Consider the following 19,055-nt stretch of genomic DNA (forward strand, 5'->3'; position numbering starts at 1 on the left):
GGTCGTCAGGAGGCGAGGACTCTGCCGAAGTGGTAGCCGATGCCGCTCCAGGTGGAGAGCGAGACGATGCGCACCGGGATGCCGTAGTCCGGCGCCTCGATGATCATGCCGCCGCCGAGGTAGAGCGCGACGTGCTCGTCGTCGTTGAAGAAGACGAGATCGCCTGGCTGGGCGGCCGCTTCGGAGATGGGTGCGGCGACGGCGTCCTGCGACGGCACGTAGTGCACGAGCGAGACGCCGACGGTGGCGTAGGCAACCATGGTGAGCCCTGAGCAGTCGATGCCGTCGTGGGATGCTCCGCCGAGCGCGTACGGATCGCCCAGGTACGTGAGCGCCGTCTCGACGATCTTCTCCCGCTCGCCGCCGTACTGCAGCGCCTGCGCAAGGGCGACGGCGACCTCCGGGCCGTTCGGGCCGGACTCGGCGGCAACGATTCCGGCGATGGCGCCGGCGACGTAGTTCTCCTTCTGCAGGGACCCGTCCGCGACCGCGGGCGACACCTGCAGCTTCTGCGCGATCAGCTTCGAGTTGCTGGCGATGGTGGCCTGCAGCTGCTGCGGGCTGATCGACTCGGCCGCGTTGGCGGGCGCCGCGAACATCAACCCCGGGATGAGCGCGAGTACGGCGCTTCCCGCGATGAGCGCCGGCTTGCGGGATGCCTGCAACCGGCGATGCGCGTGTCCGCCGGGTTCGTGAGCACCTGCGTTGTGGTGACGACGGAAGTCTCCGCCGCCGAAGGCGATCCCCTGCGCAACGGATGCCTGGCGTGGGGTGTTCGGGAGCTCCGCGTCGTCTGCGGGTGCGTACAGCGTCTCGGCGACCGGCTGTGCGGCTCGTGCCTCACGCAGGGCACGGCGCGACGGGTACGCTCCCGGCGCCGCTGCTTCTGACGCCGCAGCCTTCGGGGCGGGTGCGGCGGGCTCGGGTGGGGCGACCGGCGCTTCCGGCCCGGCAGCCTGTGCGGCGCGCAGCCGCTCGCGCGCTTCTCGACGGGAGCGCGGGGGCTCGGAGAACTCCGGGGTCGCGGGCTGGGGCTGAGCCGGAGTCGCCGAGGCAACGGGTTCGGGCTCGATCGGTCGCGCCGGGATCGCGAGCTCAACGGGCACGGGCGGGACGAAGACATCCGGCTCCGACGGCGCGGAAGCAACGTGCTCTACCGCTGCCGGTTCCGGTTCCGGCGCGGGCACTGTCTGCCGGGTGCGGGCATCCGGAATCGGATCATCGGATACCAGCTGCGCGACGAACGCTGAGAGGTCTTCGGAGTCGTCAGCGGTATCGCGTAGTGACGCGTCGTCTGCCGACCAGCGGCCGTGATCGACCGCCGCTGCTCTCCGACCCATTCGCTCCCAGCCTGCTCCCGATTCCGCACTGTGCATTTCCGCACACAGGGTACGGAGGTCTCAACAACCTTGTCCCCCAAAATGCGGACCGGCGAGCCGGCCACGCGTTCCACCATAACGGATCGATAAACGAGCACCACTGAGAAGACTCGGAGGTTCGTCCGTTAGCGCCTCCGACCGGATTCATCTCAGCTCAAGGCTCAGACGAGACGGGTGAAGTGGTACGGGATACTCGCCCACTGCGACAGCGGGTCGAGCTCCACGTCGCGGCCCTCTGTCGGCGCGTGCAGCACCATGCCGTTGCCCATGTAGATGCCGACGTGCTCTTCGCTGTCGAACACGACGAGGTCGCCGGGGCGCGCGTCGGACGCGGAGATCTGCGTACCCGCGGCGTCCTGCGTGGGTACGTAGTGCGCGAGGCCGATGCCCGCCGCGGCGTAGGCGACCATCGTGAGACCCGAGCAGTCGATGCCACTGTGCGATGCGCCGCCGAGCACGTACGGCGTGCCGAGGTAGGTCATCGCGGTCGAGACGATCGCAGCGCGGGCGTTCGGGTTGCCGGTGCCGATGAGTTGCAGGGCCATGCTCCGGTCGATGCCGTACTGCTTCTCCAGGTTGCCGGCGACATCAACGGTCGCGAACGTGTCCTGCACGACGGCCGGCTGCGCGACATCCGCTGCGACGGCGAGGTGCTGCACGTTCCCATGCGAGGCGGCATTGAGGATGGCCGCGTGCAGCGCTGCCCGCTGCGCCTCCGCCTTCGTGGGGTGCTCGCTCGTGTGCGCGACGGACGCGACGGACGCGACCGAGACCGAGACCGAGACCGCTGCACGGTGCACGCTTTCGGCGTGCGCCGCGTATCCGGGCAGGGCGGTGGTGAGGCTCGCGATGAGCCCGAACGAGACGCCGGCGACGGCGAGCGTGATGTGGTGGCGGGCGGCTCGGCGGGGATCTGTGCCCGCGGCGTGGGCTCCGCGGTGGCGGCGGAGACCCAGCGCCGTTCGGGTGCCGGCGAGGGCGTTGGTGAAGTTGTCGTACGTCGAAGAGAGCAAGCGCATAAGTAGAGACCAGGCGGGTGGCCCGCACGTACGTACGGCCACCACGAAGAGTTCGGGATCAGTTCGGGTGAAAGCAAAAAGCCGGTCTTCACCGGCAGTCGTCCACGGTAGGCGAGCGGCACCACATGGCTGCCAGGGGCCGTTCAGGTTCGGGAGAAGCAGGTCAGGGGCTATTTCGGCGCGCAGGACGGATGCCTGTGGCCGAGACTGCCTGCCGTGTTCGGTGCGCGTGCCCCGCCGAGATCCGCGTGCTGGCGCGGATCTGAAGCGCCCGAGCATCCGATTCCCCGTACCCGTATCTTGGTCATCTGACCAGGAATGCGGTTACCGCGAGCGCTCCTGCGGGCACACTCAGAAACTGAGTCACTGTCAGGGAATCGTCAGGCTCTCTTGCGGTGCGTGCCAGCTTTGCGCGGCGATCCGCCCGCTCAGATCACGTCGTCGGTCAGGCGGGTCGGGCTTCCGAAGCGGTGGTTCGTGATCGAGATCGCCTGCTCCTTCAGGAACGGCAGCACCTCGACCCGCCCGGATGCCGTCACCGGCCCGGAGAACACGGCGATGTCGATGCGATCGCCGAGCGTTCGCGCCAGCTCGGCGGCGTCTCCGCCGATCATCCTGATGCGTTCGGCGGGAAGGCCTTCCGGATCGACGGCGGCACCGGATGCCGCCACTCGGGTCAGCCACGCGGCATCCGTCTCGACGGTGTCGGCGACGCCGAGTTCGTGCAGCGCCTCGCGCAGCGGTCGCGGAAGCTGCATCGGACTGCTCACGTCGAACCGTCCGCGAACCAGGGTCGCCGCGGCGAGCACGCGCAGAAGCGCCGCGAGTCCGACGCCCTCACTCAACCGGATACTCACCCGGACCGGGCGGTACCGGAACAGGTTGCGCTCCACGCCGAGGTGCGCCGCGTCTCGCACGACGCCGAACTCGTTGGCCCACGCGATGGCGTCGCTGAGGGCCGACCGTCGCACGAGATCGAACTCCTCGTAGCTCATCGCCGGCTGGGCTGACTCGATGACCCGCGAGACTCGCGAGTCGAGTCCGCGAAGGTGCAGGCTGGCGCTGGAGGAGCCGGCATTCCCGGTCCACGAGCCGAGCCCGAACAGGTAGTTCGGTCCGCCGGCCTTGTGCCCGGCACCCACCGACGACCGCTTCCAGCCGCCGAACGGCTGCCGCTGCACGATCGCGCCGGTGATACCCCGGTTCACGTAGAGGTTGCCCGCCTCGGCCACGGAGAGCCAGTACTCGATCTCGTCCGGATCCAGCGAGTGCAGGCCCGCCGTGAGCCCGTAGTCCACCGCGTTCTGCCACTCGACCGCCTGCTCGAGCGTGCGTGCGTGCATGATGCCGAGCACCGGACCGAAGAACTCGGTCTGGTGGAATCGCGAGCCCGGCTGAACTCCGGTACGGATGCCCGGGGACCAGAGCCGACCCGAGTCATCCAATTTCCGCGGCTGCACGAGCCACTCCTCGCCCGGCTCCAGCTGCGTCAGCGCGTACTCGAGCTTGCCTGCCGCCGGTTCGATCAACGGTCCCATCCACGTGACCGGCTGCTCCGGCCATCCGACGTAGATGCTTTCGGCGGCATCGGCGAGCTGGTCGAGGAAGCGCTGGGACGTGCCCATGGACCCGACGAGGATGACCAGGCTCGCAGCAGAGCACTTCTGGCCGGCGTTCGAGAACGCGCTCTTCACCACGTCGGCGACGGCGAGGTCGACGTCGGCGCTCGGCGTGACGACGATGGCGTTCTTGCCGCTGGTCTCGGCCAGGAGCGGCAGGTCGGGGCGCCAGCTCTTGAACAGCTTCGCCGTCTCGTACGAGCCGGTGAGGATGACGCGATCCACCCTCGGGTCCGAGATCAACGCCCGGCCGAGTTCGCCCTCGTCGACGTCGGCAAGTGCCATCAGCTCGCGCGGGATGCCCGCTTCCCAGATGCACTCAGCCAGCACCGCCGCGCAGCGCCTCGCCTGCGGTGCCGGTTTGAACACGACGCCGCTCCCGGCGGCGAGCGGGCCCAGCACGCTTCCCGCCGGAATGGACACCGGGAAGTTCCACGGCGGGGTCGCGACCGTGAGCCGGGAAGGCACGAACGTGGCGCCCTGCACCGTGTCGAGCTCGCGGGCCAGGGCCGCGTAGTAGTGCGCGAAGTCGACGGCCTCGCTCACCTCGGGATCCGCCTCCGCGATCGTCTTGCCGGTCTCGGAGGCCATCACCTCGATCAGCCGGTCACGATTCGCGGAAAGCGCGAGGCCGACCCGGTCGAGGGCCGCGGCGCGTGCACTTCCGGGAATGGAGCCCCATTCGGCTCCGGTCGTCTGCACGGTGGACAGGAGCGTGTCGAGCATCCGTTCGTCCGTCACGCGCGACGCGGCCAGAGTCTGCTCGCCGAGGGCCGACGACGGAACGGATGCCAGGATGCGGCGCCCCCAGGCCCGGTTCGCCGGGAGCGCGGGGTCGGTGTCGGACTCGTTGCGGAAGTCCCCGGGCGCGCTGGAGCTAGGAGCAGAGGCCATTTCTGGCCTCTGCTCCGACGCCAGCGCCGACCGCCGTCCCGGCGGTCGGGTAGCGGAAATAGAATCGGGGTCTTCTGTCTCGGATTCCGGCTCCGGCTCGGCAGCGACCGCGTCGCCTGGCTCCAGAACGATGCCGGTGGTCGGGAAGAGCGCGCTGCCACGCGATCCGCGCTGCAGCCCCAGCACCGCCGCCGTGAGCCCTTCCTCGGCCGCCTCGGCGGCCGGGTCGACGGGCGCCGGACGCGGGTGGAACAGCGTCGTCGGGTCGGTCTCGACCCACTCACGGGCGCGGTCCTGTCTGCGGTTCGGGAGGGGTGCGAGTCCGCGAGGGCCGTCATCCGCCTCGTACTCGGCGACGGAAGCCAGGAACCGGGCCTTCTCGCGCTCGAAGAGCTCGGGCTTGTCTATGAGTTCGAACGCGGCGGAGAGGAAGTCCTCGTCGGCGGCGTTCTCTTGCAGCCGGCGCATGAGGTACGAGATGGCCACGTCGAAGTGCCGCGGATGCACGACCGGCGCGTACAGCAGCAGCTCGCCCACCGTATGGGCGACGGCGTCCGCCTGCTGGGCCGCCATGCCGAGCAGCATCTCGAAGTCGATGCGGTCGTCGACACCGCGGCTGCGTGCGAGCAGCCAGGCGTGCGCGACATCGAACAGGTTGTGCCCGGCGACGCCGATCTTCACGGCGTGCGTGTGCTCCGGCGTGAGCGCCCAGTCGAGCACGCGCTTGTAGTTCGCGTCGGTGTGCACCTTGCCGTCGTATGTCGCCAGCGGCCAGCCGTGCAGCGCGGCATCCACCCGCTCCATGGGCAGGTTGGCGCCCTTCACGATGCGCACCTTGATCGGGGCACCACCCGCCGCTCTGCGGTTCTGCGCCCACTCGGTGAGGTCTTGCAGGGCATCCAGAGCATCGGGCAAGTACGCCTGCAGCACGATGCCGGCCTCGAGCCCGATCAACCGCTGGTCGCCCAGCAGCTTCTTGAAGACCGCGATCGTCAGGTCGAGATCGTGGTACTCCTCCATGTCGAGGTTGATGAACTTCGGGGTCGGGCTGGATGCCGCATACAGGTAGAGCGGGGCGAGGCGCTGCACGACGCGGGCGACCGACTCGTCGAACGCCCACATCGACAGCTGGCTGGCCACGCTCGAGACCTTGATCGATACGTAGTCGACGTCGTCGCGCTCGAGCAGTGCGCGGGTGCCTTCCAGGCGCGCGTCCGCCTCGTTCTCGCCGAGCACGGCCTCGCCGAGCAGGTTCAGGTTGAGCCGGATGTGACCGGATGCGCCGGCGGCGGCGCCGTCGTGGCGCAGGCGAGCGATCGCCTTGCCGAGCTTCGCCGGCGTCGCGTCGACGATCAGGTGCCCCACCATCGACCGCAGCACGCGACGGGCGATCGGGATGACGATCCACGGGGCGGCCGGAGCGATCGCGCCACCCACCGCTATCGCCCAGCGCTGGTGCCAGGGCAGGAACCGCGGAACCGCCCGCCCCAGCTGGTGCAGGCTCTTCGCCGCGGCGTAGACATCCTGCGGGCGGGCGACGCCGTCGACGAAGCCGACGGCGAAGTCGAGTCCACGCGGGTCCTGCAGCAGACCTGCCAGCCGCTCCGCCGCCGGGTCGCGCTTGGAGGCCTCCGGAATGGCATCCCGCGCCTCGGATGCCTGCAACCACGCGCGCACCAACTCGATGGCACGCTGGGCGAGGTCGTCGTCGGGCAGCCCGGTCGACGGTCCCGTTGCCGAGTTCCGGTTGGGGCCGCGGAGGGTGCCATGGTCGGGGAGGCCAGCGAAGCCGCCGGAAGGGAGGCCAGCGAAGCCGTCGTCGGGGAGAGGGGTTCCGCCGGGGGTGCGGATGCCGTCGTCCTGCGCCATGAACTCGAGACTATGCCGGGGGAACGCACCACGGCACCGCCTGGCGCGGCGTGCGGCGCAAAGAACCGGGCGTGCGTCGGTCGCCGAGCGCAACGTTCGGTGCGCTCTTGACGGCGGACGCCGCCAGGGTCAGTCAGCGGCAGCTCAGGCGGCGACTCGGCGCACCGCGGCGATACCGATCGAGACCGCGATGGCCAGCACGATCAGGGCGACGCCGAGCATCCGCCACCCCGGGACCGTGGCCAGAATGCCGGCGCTCAGCGATCCGACGACCTGGAAGCCGTTCGTGATCACCTCGGCGATCGGTTGCACACGACCGCGTTCGGACGCCCGGTACGCGTCGGTGATCAGCGCGCTTCCGCCGCTGTAGGCGAGGTTCCAGCCCACGCCGACGGCGAACATCGCGGTCAGGAACGCCCACTGATCGGTGCTGCACGCAGCCGCGGCGCCGGCGAGGACGATCAGCATCGCTCCCCCGATTGCGACGGCGCGCTCCCCCAGCCGGCCGATCACTTTCGCGATCACGAAGCCCGGCGCGAACATGCCGATCATGTGCAGTTGCACGGCGAAGGCGGCATCCGCTTCGGTGTGACCCATGGCCATGCCCGCAATGGGACCGGCCGTCATCATCGAGGTCATCGAGACGGCGGAGAACGATGTCGCAGCAACGCCGGCGATGAGCACCGGCTGGCGCCAGAGCGCTCGACGAGAGCGCGGTTTGTCGTCGGCCGCGGCCGTCGCCGCCTCGGTCTTGGTGTCGGTGGAATCGGCCGCCGTCCGCACGGACGCAGCCTGCCGACGACCCTGCAACGCCAGTTGCCGCGGCAGCATGGCGTTCCAGGTTGCCGCGAGCGCACCGAACAGCGCGACGAGCAGGTAGCTCGCCACGAAGGCGACGGGCAACAGCCCGCTGACCCATGTCGCGAGGAACGGACCAAGGAGAGCGGCGATGAGCCCGCCCGCCAGGACGGTCGTGACCGCGCGCGCTCGCTGGCTCCCCGACGCATCCGCTGCGGCGTAACGGTAGTAGCCTGCGCCGGCCGAGTAGACGCCGATCAGGCCGGTGCCCACGCAGAACAGCCAGAACTGGTCGAGCTGCACGGCCAGCGCCGAGACGACTCCGGCGATGACGGCGACGCTTGCGGCTGCGGTGAAGACGGCCCGGTAGCCGTACCGTCCGATCAGCCGGGAGAACAGAAACGTCGAGGCGACCGCCGCGACCGGGATGAGGCTGAACGGCAGGGTCGCCAACGCCGTCGTCGGAGCGAGTCGCGCACCGACGATGCCGGTGAGAGTGAGATCGACAGAGCTTCCGAAGATGTAGAGGGCCTGCGCGGGGGCGAGGCGACGGGCGATGCGCAGGTGCGGTGCGGCATCCGTGCGGGTCGTCATGAGGTCCATGCCGCCACTCTGGCGCGGCTGGATGCCCAGCACGAGTGGCAAGAATGCCCATGTGCGATAGATTTCTGCCATGACCGCTTCACTGAAGTCCGGACAGCGTCACCGCGTCGCCGTTCTGGTGCTCGGGAGGGCGTTGCCGATGGAGATCGGGATGCCGTTCCAGATCTTCGACCACCTCGACCTGCCCTACGACGTGGTGCTGTGCGGCTGCGAAGCGGGTCCCGTCGAGACGACCGCCGGCTGGTCTGTCAACGCCACCCACGGGCTCGAGGCGGTGGAGGAAGCGGACACGGTGATCGTCCCGGCGTTCCGCGACGCTCTCGGCGAGGTGCCGGCAGGCGCCGTCGAGGCGCTCCGATCCGCCTCTCGCCGAGGCGCGCGCATGGTCTCCATCTGCACCGGCGCCTTCGCCCTCGCGGCCGCGGGCCTGCTCGACGGGCGCCGCGCCACGACGCACTGGCGGTATACGGATGCCCTCGCCGAGTGGTACCCGCTCGTCACCGTCGACCCCGACGTGCTCTTCGTCGACGAGGGCGACGTGATCACCTCGGCCGGCGTCGCGAGCGGGATCGACGTGTGCCTGCACATTCTGCGCCTGGATCACGGATCTGCAGTGGCGAACGCGGTGGCGCGCGACATCGTGGCCGCACCGCACAGAGACGGTGGTCAGGCTCAGTTCATCGACCGCCCGCCGGTTCCGGGGTCGGGTGCGATGTCGGGCGTCGCCTCATCCGGACTCGCGGCGACGCGCAACTGGGCGATGGCCAACCTGGACCGACCGCTCACGGTGAGGGATCTCGCGGCGCACGCACACGCATCCGCTCGTACGTTCGCCCGCAGGTTCACGGCCGAGACAGGCACGACTCCGCTCAAATGGCTGAACGCTGCACGGGTGGATCGCGCCCGCGAACTGCTCGAGACGACGGCGCTCGGCGTGGACCGGGTCTCTGAGCTCTGCGGACTCGGTACGGCCGCGAACCTGCGCGCGCACTTCAGGCGCGTCACCGGGGTGAGCCCGAGCGATTACCGGCGCACATTCGAGAGAGTGGATGCACGCTAGGTGATCAGCCGTGAGGTACGGACGCGGGGTCTCGTCGGCCGTTGCGGTGACGGAACGAGACGAGAGCTCGCTATGGAGGCGCCATCCGTGCCCGATCGACCTGAGATTGTCTGCAGCTGCGGCTCGGCCCGTTTCGTTGACGAGATGTGAGAGGCGAAATCGGCACGTCCGCGAGCGGGGAAGTTGCAGCCCGCGCCACGGGAAAGCCGGTCTCGTTCACCAATCCCGTCTGAACAGTGGACGCTTCCCTGTCCGCATGGCAACGCGTACCGGACCGTGTTGGCAAAGCGACACCGCCCCCCATCCGGGAGTTGCCGGAACCGCACGAACCGCGCTGCGGGCGTTGCCCCGGGCACGCTCATTCGCGTCGTCGGGGTTCGCGAGGTCATTCGCGTCGTCGGGGTTTGCCGCGTGCGGTGCCGGTGGGCCGCCAGGTTCCGGTGGGTCGCCATTGCCCGGTGGGGTCGATCCATGCTGGTGCTCGGACGTGTGGTGCCCCGCCGATCATCTTGATGGCCCAGCCTCCGGTGTCGACGTAGTGATGGTGGTACCAGCACAGCGCGACCCCGTTGCCGGTTTCCGTCGGCCCACCCTTCGAGTGCTCTACCACGTGGTGGATCTCGCACCAGCTGGCCGGGATCCGACACCCGGGGATCACACAGCCACGGTCGCGGGCGGCGATCGCGCGGCGTTGTTGCGGGGTGAAGCAGCGTTGTGGTGACCACAACGACACGATCCGCCCCTGCCGGATCAGGAGTTTTTGGATGCCGCCGGCGCAGGCGAACTGGGTGACCGCTGCCATCGGGATCGGCTCCTGAACCCCGTCGATCCACCCGGCACCACGACCCTCCCGGAGGTCGTGTTCGTCCACCGTGACCAGCACCGTGGGTGCAGCACCCCCCATCGACGCAACCTCCGCACTGCGAGCGGCGGCATCGATCAGGGACGCGAACGCGTCATGCCGCCGCTGCGGCGACGTACGGTCATCCAGATCCGCCTCACTGGGCTGGTCGCCGTTCAGGAACGCGGGTTTCGATTTCGGGGACACTACCGCGGCGATGGCTTGTTCCAGTTTCCCGGAGATCTCCGGCATCAACTCCATCCGATACCTGATCAGCCCACCCCTCGTGCCCAACCGGGTCAGCGCACGATGCCGCATCGCCTCCTCCGCATCCCCCTCCACCCCGTCCGGATCCAACGCGACCCGCCACACCGTCGCCTGCACCCGGGTCTGGTCCGCGGTGAACCCCTCACCCACGGCGGAAGCGACGAGGTCGTGCTCGGCGGCGGCCCAGTCCTCCGGGTTCGCCCGATGCTCGATCCCGGCCAGGGTGGAGACGATGATCCGGGCGGCATCCTCACCCAGATCCCCGGTAGCGACTGCTTGTGCGACGGTGGGGAACTTCGGCGGCAACAATCCACCGGTGAACGAACCCCGCACCGCCACCGCCTGCCCCAACGCAGCACGCCGGGCAGCGGTCGCCTCCGACACCCCGGTCAACCGTGCCGTCAACTCCGCCGGGGTGCGGCACCCATTACGGGCGGAGAGCCGGTCGGCACCGAGTCCTTTCGGGGAGCGTTCCAGGATCTCCCCGGCACAGTGCGCACGCAGGGCGTCAACCTTCCGGCCCAGGGTCTCCACGACCCGGGTCGCGGTCAGCAGCACCTCGTCACCGAGACCGTGCACACCGGTCGCGGGCAGCACGTCATCCAGTGCTGAGCAGAGCGCGTCGAACACATCCGTGAGCGTCGCCGTGGAGGCGGCGACCGGTGCGTTCGGACTGTTCATACCGAGGAGTCAACCAGCACCCACCGACATTCCGAACTGACCCCGGACCAGGACTTTCACCTGTGGACAACCCGGCCGAACGCGCGTCTGTGGACGGAAAGACGTGAGGGGTCAGTGGGCGACCGGCAGGGGGCCGACACGCGGCCTACCACCACTGCCGCAACCGACGGAGAGCGGTCCACCAGCGGCGACCATCCGATACTGCAAAGCGATCATCCGATACCGCAAAGCGATCATCCGATACCGCAAAGCGATCATCCGATACCGCAAACAGGGAGTTCGGGCAATCACTCCGCCGTTCCGGAACCATCCCGTCGAGGGTGAAGACCGTTCAAGGTGTTCTCGACCCGGATCCGACGCTTCCGCGATGTCGTACGCCCACGACCGCTGCTCATCCGGCCGCGGCCACCTCGTTCACCACGCGTCCGTCGTGCAGCTCCAGCACGCGGTCGGCGCGCGCGACCAGCACCGGGTCGTGCGTGGTGACGACGGCGGCCGTTCCCCGGTCGTGCACCAGCGTGACGAGCAGCTCCATGATCGCGCCGGCCGTGATGCTGTCGAGTTGCCCGGTCGGCTCATCGGCGAACAGCACTTGGGGTTCTGAGATGATCGCCCTGGCGATTCCGACCCGCTGCTGCTGACCGCCGGACATCTCTGGGGGCCGCTGCGCCGCGTGCTGGGTGAGGTCGACATCCTCCAGCGCGCGGGCGACACGCTCCGCTCGTTCCGCTGCAGGAACGCCGAGCAGCCGTAGCGGCAACTCGACGTTCTCGGCAGCCGAGAGCACGGGGATGAGCCCGAAGCCCTGGAACACGAATCCGATCCGGTCGCGCCGGATGCGCACGAGCTCGTCCTCACTCGCCGCACTCAGCTCCGCGTCGCCGAGCCACACCGACCCGCTGGTCGGCCGGTCCACCGCCGCCAGCATGTTCAGCAGAGTCGTCTTGCCCGAACCGGACCGCCCCTTGATCACGAGCAGCTCGCCCGGCAGCACCTCGACATGCACTCCGGCGCACGCCTCCACGCGCGTCGCTCCCTCACCGAACACCCTGGTCAGTGCGTGAGCACGCAGGATCGGGCCGAGGGATGCCTGTGCCTCGGTCAACGTATCTGTCACCGGATCTCCTCCTCGGCGATGGGGGTGGGGTCGGTTTCGACCGGCGCGGCCGGCGGTACGGCCGGAGGCACGGACTCGACCGGAGGCACGGACTCGGCCGGAGGAACGGACTCGGCCGGAGGAACGGGCTCGGCCGGAGGCACGGACTCGACCGGAGGCACGGACTCGGCCGGAGGCACGGACTCGACCGGAGGAACGGGCTCGACCGGAGGAACGGGAGGGACCGACGAACCGGGCGATGCCGGCGCAACCGCCGGATCGGTCGCGGGCCGCTGGGCGGGCGAGACGCGCACGTGCGTCGTCTCCAGCTCGAGACGCACCCGGTCGCGCAATTGCAGGCGCGACACGTACTCCGCGGGAAGCTGCAGCCTGCCGGAGCGGTCGATCACGGTGAACTCCTCCGCCACCGAGTGCTCGCCGCCGTCGCCGTGGCTGCGGAACACCTCGCTCGACGTACGGCCGTCGCGGATGAGCACTGTGCGGCGCACGTGCTCCGACACGGCCGGATCGTGGGTGACGATGAGCGTCGTCACTCCGAGTTCGCGGTTGACGTTGCGCATCACCTCCAGCACTTCGGCGCTCGTGGCGTCGTCGAGTTCTCCCGTCGGCTCATCGGCGAGCAGCACCTGCGGCTCGTTCGCGAGGCTGACCGCGATGGCCACCCGCTGCTGCTCACCGCCGGAGAGCTGCGCGGGCACCCGGTCGGCCAGCTTGCCGATCTCGAGCACGTCGAGCAGTTCGGCCGATCGACTCTGCCGCGAGGGTGTCCCCGCCAGACTCATCGCCATCATCACGTTCTCGCGTGCCGTCAGATACGGCAGCAGGTTGCGTTCGGTCTGCTGCCAGATGAATCCGACCACGTGCCTGCGGTACTCCAGACGCTGCTTGCGGGTGAGCGACAGCAGGTCGCGACCCGCGACGCTCGCCTTTCCCGCGGTGGGTTTGTCGAGTCCGGAGAGGATGCCCAGCAAGGTCGACTTGCCGGAGCCGGATGCGCCGATGATGGCCACGAGCTCCCCGCGCGCGACCTGCAGGTTCAGCCCCTGCAACGCCTGCACCTCCACGCCCTCGCCCGAATAGATGCGCACCAGATCGGAGCAGCTGATGGCGGTATCGGTGTCGTTCACAATTCCTCCTCTGCCGCACGAAGCGTTCTCGCCGGATCGGACCGCCGGGCCGCGGCGACCGCAAGGGCCAGTGCCGCGGCCGTTCCGAGGGCGAACAGTGCCACGACGAGCCCGACCGTGCCCGGCGAGATCACCAGCCCGGGCTTCGCGAGCGCACCGGTGACGGCTCGCAGGTCGACCGCTGCGACGACCAGCCACGACAACCCGAGACCGGTGAGCACACCGGCCACGATGGCCGTGACGGCGAGCGGCACGACCTCCCACGCCACCAGCGCGGCCGACTGCGCCCGGTCGAAGCCGAGCGTGCGCAGCACGGCCAGCAACTTGATGCGCTGCCCCCTCGCCATGGCGAGCGTGAGCAGCAGCGCTCCCACCGCCATGAACAGGGCGAGCACCGTTCCGGCGAGCATCAGGCTCTGGATGCCCGCCAGCAGCGGTCCCCGCCCCTGACGCATCCGCTCCGCCTGCACGGAATCCACGCGGGCACCCTTGCCCGCCACTGCCTGCGCAGCGGCCGCGACCTTCGCCGTATCGACTCCGGCGCGCACGCCGATCATCGCGAACATCGCCGTGGACTCCTCGCGCAGCGATGCCGGCACGTGCGTCTGGTCGACGAGCGCCCACGTCTCGTCGGTGAGGAACGGGGCATCCATGTCCTTCGCACGATGCACGACGTGCACAGGCATCGTGGTGCGGCCGTCATCGAACGTGAGGCTCGCCACAGGGGCCGACCCCGGCAGCCCGGCCACGACGACAGGCGTCGAGCCGTTCCTGCCGGAAGAGGTCGCCGGGAACAACCGCTGCCTGTCCGCGACGTCGGACTGCGCAATCGCGATGGCGCGAGCATCCACCAGGTAGGCGGCGACGTTCTCGCCTCCGGACGTGCTCGCGTAGCCGACGAGGCGCAGCGGAGCGACGACGCTGACACCGTCGATGCCGCGCAACGCCCCGAGCTGCGCGTCGGTGAGCCGTCCGTTCACGGTGACGTCGGCGCCGACCCGGGCGACGGCATCCGCCCGGGCGCTCGTGACGAGCGTGGTGAACGTGGTGCTGGCGAACACGGCCACCGCGACGCCGGTCAGCATGGCGAAGAGCGGCCACCGGCGGCCAGCGGCACCCCGCGACGCGGCGGCCCAACCTACCGGCCACACAGCGCCCCGTGAGGAGCGAGTCGCTCGCCCGATGAGTCTCAGAAGAACGGGGTACACGCGCAGCACGAGCACGCAGACCGCGAACACGAGCAGCAACGGTGTAGCCACGAGCAGCGGATCGATGCTCGTCGGGTCGGTGGCGGTCGTCGCACCGCGCTGCAGCAGCAGAACGCATGAGGCGCACGCCAGGGCGAGCACGAACAGCTCCGCGATCAGCGCCGTCACGGGTCGCCGCTTGCCCGTGCTCTCCGGGGACGCCGTGATCGCGACGGCGCACGGCGGCACGATGGCGCATGCGGCGATCAGAAGCACGGCGGATGCCACCACCGCGTCGAACACGCGGGCGGTCGCGAGCATCGCCCCGACTCCGCCCACGATCGCTGCCGGCACCGTGACGAGAGCGGTCTGCAGGGCGAGCGTCCCCCGCACGCGTCGCTCGGAGCCGCCCCTCGCCCGCACGAGCTGCAGCTCGCGGGCACGACGCGAGGTCATCAGGCGGGCTCCGACGAACAGCACGGCGACGGCCGCACCGAGCGGCCCGATCGCCACGATCGCGAGAAGTGTCGGCACCGGACCCTCGCGCGCCGTGATCGATTGCGCGATGTCGGGGAGCCGGCTGGTCATGCGCAGCGGCCGCGCCGTGATGCCCGCTCCGGTCTCGACCGGCTGCGCCAGGAAGCTCGTTGCGGCGGCCGCGATCCCGGGCAGCGACGCCACGTCGACTGCGGACGGCTTCACGCCGTACCAGGCGTACACGTACGGGGAGCCGAAGCCCATGGCCAGCTGCGGCCAGGCATCCGGATCCATCCAGACGACGCCGTGATACAAGGTCGTCTTCGAATCGTCGGACGACACACCGACGCCCAGCGTCGACCGCACGGGGTCGAGCGCCCAGTAGTCGTCGGAGGCGTTGCGTGGTGTCACTGTTCCGACAAGCCGGAACTTCAGAGCGAATGCCTGGTCGGTGCCGGCAGCCTGGCTCAGCAGCGGCGAGGAGTTCACGGCGCCGATGTTGAGATCGACGGTGCGTGTCGTGCCGATGCTCCACTTGAGTCGCTTAGCGGTGGCCGCCGAGATGGCCACATCGAGCGTGCGGCCGTCGAGCCCGCCCGTCGGCCAATGTCCGTGGGCCAGTACCGCGTCGGAGTGCAACCAGGGGTCCGCCTCGACCGAGAGACCGAGCGCCGATCGTGGGGGATCCGTCGCGGCGCGCTGAACGGGAAGACCCGGCGGTGTGTTCGCCCTCGCGATGCCGTCCGAGCGCGCGACGAACCGGCCGGGACGGGTGATGGAGCGCAGCGCCGGTTGCATGGTGCTCTGCGCCTTTTCGAGCGCGTTCGGCAGGCCGGTCATCAACGAGCCGGCGGTGGAGTCCAGGCTCTCTCCCCCTGGGACGAACTGCACGGCCACGGTGCCGGTGAGGTCGCGGTCGACGACGGATGCCTGTGCGAGCCGGTCGCGGGCATCCGCCGTCACGAGCGCGCTGGTCGCCGCCGGCCACGCGACCACCCCGGCGGTGGCGAGCAGCACCACGATGCCGAGCGCGACGAATCCCGAGCGGAACGCCTGCATCGGACGCAGCAACAATGCAGCGGTGCTTCCGTGGCCGGTGTCGCGCTCACTCGCACCTTTGCGGCGCGCCGGAACGGCGTTCACGTCGTCGTCCTTCCCGGAACGGCGCGAACGGCGCTTCGGTACAGCGCGACGGCGTAGCGCACCACGACGAGCCCCAGCACGATCAGCAGAACGACAAGGCACCCGACCAGCCAGTCCACGTCGAAGGTGCCCACCACGGGCAGCGCCGGCGGAGCACCCGGAACCGAACGTCTGGCCAGCGCGTTGCCGGCGACGAGGGTCACCACGATGCCCGCGATCACGCCGCACATCAGTGCGTAGACGATCGCGAGCGCCGCCTCCGCGGCGCGTGTCGTCGCCTGCACCTGCGGCCGGAATCCGATGGCGCGCAGGATGATCGTCTCGCTTCGGCGTCGGCGCCAGAGCGCGGCGAGGCTCGCCGCGAGTGCCACGACGGCGAGCGCGCAGCATCCGTACGCACCGAGTTCGAGAGCGAGCACCACCGGGCCGATGAACCTCGTCGGGAGGGCCACGTCGGGGGTCACGATGGAACCGGATCCTGCGGCGCGCTGCAGTGCGGCGGTGGCGAGGCGGGCATCCTTCTGCGCCACGACGAAGACCGTGTCGACGGCGGGCAGATCCTGCGAGGTGCGCAGCATGACGGCGGTGAGCGTCGGCAGATCGACGAGCGCCGCAGTCGCCGTGTCGGTGCCGGGCACCTGCGGGGTGACCGCGGCGACACGGGCCTGCAGCGAACCCTGCGGCAGATCGATCGACGTGGTGCTGCCGACCTTGAGGCCGGTCTGCGCTGCCGTCGCTGTGCTGATCGCGACCGGCACGGTGAGCGATCGCGACTGGGGTGCGAGCCGTGCGCGCACCGATGTCGCCGTGCTGGACGCGACGTTGCCGTCGAATCCGAGGTCGCTGGCGCGCCCGTTCGTTGCGACCCCGTCGCCGTTGTCGTACACACCGTCCTGCAACTGCCAGCCCGTGCGAGGCATCGTCAGGCGCGTTCCGCCTGACGAGGCGGACTCGATCGCGACCCGGATGTTCCGCAGCGAGACAGGCGTGTACGAATCGGCGGCCGACGGCAGGTCGACGGCGAGGTCGAACGCGGAGATCGTCCAGACGCCCGCCGGGATCGCCAACTGCACCCGCTGCTGGGGAGCGGATGCTCCCGCCGTCGCGACCCTGGACACCGGCACGTCGTCGGCGGACACCGGGATGGCCTCGCCACTCGGCGCTGTCAGCCACGCTGTGATGTGCGCGGTCGTCGCCTCGGAGGCGCCGGCGCGCACCGTGAGCGTGACCTGCTTCGCGCCGGCCGGGACGACGATGCCGAAGTCGGACACGTCCACGACTTCATCGCCTCCGGATCGATGGCCGGAACCGGGGACCGAGCATCCGCCGTCCGCGATAGGGCATTGGCGCGACCGCGTCAGGTCGAAGGCGACGGCGTTCGCGTCGAACATCGCATCCGGCGCCGTGCTCAGCGCCTGGAGTTCCGTCGCGCGCACGCCGACCAGGTCGACCGGCAGAGGCCCGATCTGCGACGGAATGGTCATCGCGGGTGCCGCGACGCTCACTCCGTGCACGCCGGCGATCTGCTTCAGCGGGACAGCATCGGATGCACCGCCGGCGAACTGAGGCGCGTCGAGGTCGAGGCGGGCATCCCCGCCTACGACGAGCCGGGAGGAGGCGGAGAGGAATGAAGCCCAAGTCGCCTGGTATCCGCTGGCGAACGTCGAGACGGCGACGGCCAGAGTGAGCAGGGCGACCGGGGCTGCGAACACGGCTGCGTGCCGCGAGACCAGGCGCATCGGCAGCGATGCGACGCCCGGCGACCGCGACACGCCGGTCTCTATCGCCGTCGAGACCGGCGCGAAGAAGATCACCGCGAACGTGGCCAGCGCGCACAGAACGGCGGCGGGAGCGATCACCGCGACGGGGTCCACCTCGCCTGCGGATGCCTGCCCCTGTACGAACCGCCACATCGAAATGGCCGCCATGGCCAGCAGCACCAGGGTCGCGCCGGCGGAGATGCCGAGCCGAGTACGCCCGGAGAGCTGCCGCGCCTCACCGGATGCCCGCTCCGCCGCGAGCGCGGAGAAGGCGAGGACCACCGCGACGGATGCGATCAGCACGCCGATGCCCGGCAGCGCCAGGGCTGCGGGGCCCGGTATGCCCACGGTGAGCGCGAGCGTGACGACCGCCGCGGCCGCTCCAAGGAGGCAACCCACGACGGCGGAGACGACGATCTCGACGCCATCGGCCAGCACAATGGCACGAACCGAGGCACCGCGGGCACGCAGCAGGCGCGTCTCGTTGTCGCGGGCATCCACCAGTAGTGCAGCCAGGAGCGAGAGGGCGATCACGCCCGCGACGGCCAGCTCGGATGCCGGCACCGGCAGTACCGCGGAGAGAGCATCGTTCGCCTGCTCCATGCGGGCAAGCGCCTCGGTGCCGCCTCCGGAGACGGAGACGCTCGTGTCGCTCATGCCCGGCAGACCGCTCACGATGTCGCCGAGCCGGGACTCTGCGCGGCGCACCGACGCAAGCTGGTCGGGACGGATGCGCGAGGCGTCCGGCGTCACGGTCCAGCGCGCGGAGAGCGCCGCGCCTTCGTCGCCACGCACGATGACCGGCAGCCGGGCGAACTCCTTGTGCAGCGCCGCCCGCACATCGGAAGTGGACGGATGCTCGTCGCCCGCGCTCCACGTCCACGAAGCCGTGCGCGAGACGGACGACTCCGGCCCCGCCGCGAGCGTGCTGCGCACGGACGCGACCGGTCCCTGCGCCGCGACGCCCACGATCACGCCCACGAGTGCGGCGACGATCGCGATCGTTCCGGCCATCGCCGCCAGCAGTCCGAGCTGAGCGCGGGAACGCACGCGCCACAGCGCGCCGCCTGATTCGCGGTGGTGTCGGGCGTTGCTCGACGGCGAGCCGTGCGCGTCAGGTGGGGTTTTCCCGGCGGGCACCCGCCCACCCTAGTACCGACCGTCCTACCCTCATGAGGGCCGGCCGCGGTCGCTGCACATTTGCGCGCTGGGCG

The 19,055-nt window shown here is 70.1% G+C and carries 10 protein-coding genes; 1 reads left to right on the plus strand and 9 read right to left on the minus strand.

Annotation, left to right across the window (positions count from 1 at the left end):
* Positions 1-5: 5 nt before the first annotated feature.
* The 4 genes from ACYVI5_RS16785 to ACYVI5_RS16800 form a co-directional block, all read right to left on the minus strand.
* The gene (locus tag ACYVI5_RS16785) at positions 6-1,340 is read right to left on the minus strand and encodes a C40 family peptidase (protein ID WP_460581235.1); all 1,335 of its coding nucleotides are present in this window, start codon (positions 1,338-1,340) and stop codon (positions 6-8) included.
* Positions 1,341-1,540: 200 nt separating this feature from the next.
* On the minus strand, positions 1,541-2,392 hold the full coding sequence (locus ACYVI5_RS16790) for a C40 family peptidase (RefSeq protein WP_460581236.1): 852 nt from the start codon (positions 2,390-2,392) through the stop codon (positions 1,541-1,543).
* 434 nt (positions 2,393-2,826) lie between these two features.
* The gene (locus ACYVI5_RS16795) at positions 2,827-6,780 is read right to left on the minus strand and encodes a proline dehydrogenase family protein (protein WP_460581237.1); all 3,954 of its coding nucleotides are present in this window, start codon (positions 6,778-6,780) and stop codon (positions 2,827-2,829) included.
* A 144-nt stretch (positions 6,781-6,924) separates the two neighbouring features.
* On the minus strand, positions 6,925-8,253 hold the full coding sequence (locus tag ACYVI5_RS16800; protein WP_460581238.1) for an MFS transporter: 1,329 nt from the start codon (positions 8,251-8,253) through the stop codon (positions 6,925-6,927).
* Between ACYVI5_RS16800 and ACYVI5_RS16805 the strand changes: the two genes are divergently transcribed.
* Positions 8,252-9,241 (plus strand): GlxA family transcriptional regulator, encoded by a 990-nt coding sequence (locus tag ACYVI5_RS16805; protein WP_460581239.1) that lies wholly within the window; start codon positions 8,252-8,254, stop codon positions 9,239-9,241. The two genes, ACYVI5_RS16800 and ACYVI5_RS16805, sit on opposite strands and share 2 nt — an antisense overlap.
* A 385-nt stretch (positions 9,242-9,626) precedes the next feature.
* Here ACYVI5_RS16805 and ACYVI5_RS16810 read toward each other — a convergent pair whose 3' ends face one another.
* From ACYVI5_RS16810 to ACYVI5_RS16830, 5 genes are all read right to left on the minus strand, one after another.
* A complete protein-coding gene (locus tag ACYVI5_RS16810; protein WP_460581240.1) occupies positions 9,627-11,030 on the minus strand; it encodes an HNH endonuclease signature motif containing protein in 1,404 nt (467 codons plus the stop codon).
* A gap of 391 nt (positions 11,031-11,421) precedes the next feature.
* Complete coding sequence (locus ACYVI5_RS16815; RefSeq protein WP_460581241.1) at positions 11,422-12,147, minus strand: ABC transporter ATP-binding protein; 726 nt, start codon at positions 12,145-12,147, stop codon at positions 11,422-11,424.
* Complete coding sequence (locus ACYVI5_RS16820) at positions 12,144-13,274, minus strand: ABC transporter ATP-binding protein (RefSeq protein ID WP_460581242.1); 1,131 nt, start codon at positions 13,272-13,274, stop codon at positions 12,144-12,146. The genes ACYVI5_RS16815 and ACYVI5_RS16820 overlap by 4 nt, the downstream gene beginning before the upstream one ends.
* Positions 13,271-16,081, minus strand: coding sequence for an ABC transporter permease family protein (locus tag ACYVI5_RS16825; RefSeq protein WP_460581243.1), 2,811 nt, complete (start codon positions 16,079-16,081; stop codon positions 13,271-13,273). The genes ACYVI5_RS16820 and ACYVI5_RS16825 overlap by 4 nt, the downstream gene beginning before the upstream one ends.
* Positions 16,078-18,981, minus strand: coding sequence for a hypothetical protein (locus ACYVI5_RS16830; RefSeq protein ID WP_460581244.1), 2,904 nt, complete (start codon positions 18,979-18,981; stop codon positions 16,078-16,080). The genes ACYVI5_RS16825 and ACYVI5_RS16830 overlap by 4 nt, the downstream gene beginning before the upstream one ends.
* Positions 18,982-19,055: the final 74 nt, after the last annotated feature.

The organism is Humibacter ginsengisoli (assembly GCF_054780095.1).

What these genes read in the sequence shown, in the direction of transcription:
- ACYVI5_RS16785 (WP_460581235.1), bottom strand. Translation starts at nt 1,340, where the DNA reads ATGGGTCGGAGAGCAGCGGCGGTCGATCACGGCCGCTGGTCGGCAGAC.
- ACYVI5_RS16795 (WP_460581237.1), bottom strand. Translation starts at nt 6,780, where the DNA reads ATGGCGCAGGACGACGGCATCCGCACCCCCGGCGGAACCCCTCTCCCC.
- ACYVI5_RS16805 (WP_460581239.1), top strand. Translation starts at nt 8,252, where the DNA reads ATGACCGCTTCACTGAAGTCCGGACAGCGTCACCGCGTCGCCGTTCTG.
- ACYVI5_RS16800 (WP_460581238.1), bottom strand. Translation starts at nt 8,253, where the DNA reads ATGGCAGAAATCTATCGCACATGGGCATTCTTGCCACTCGTGCTGGGC.
- ACYVI5_RS16810 (WP_460581240.1), bottom strand. Translation starts at nt 11,030, where the DNA reads ATGAACAGTCCGAACGCACCGGTCGCCGCCTCCACGGCGACGCTCACG.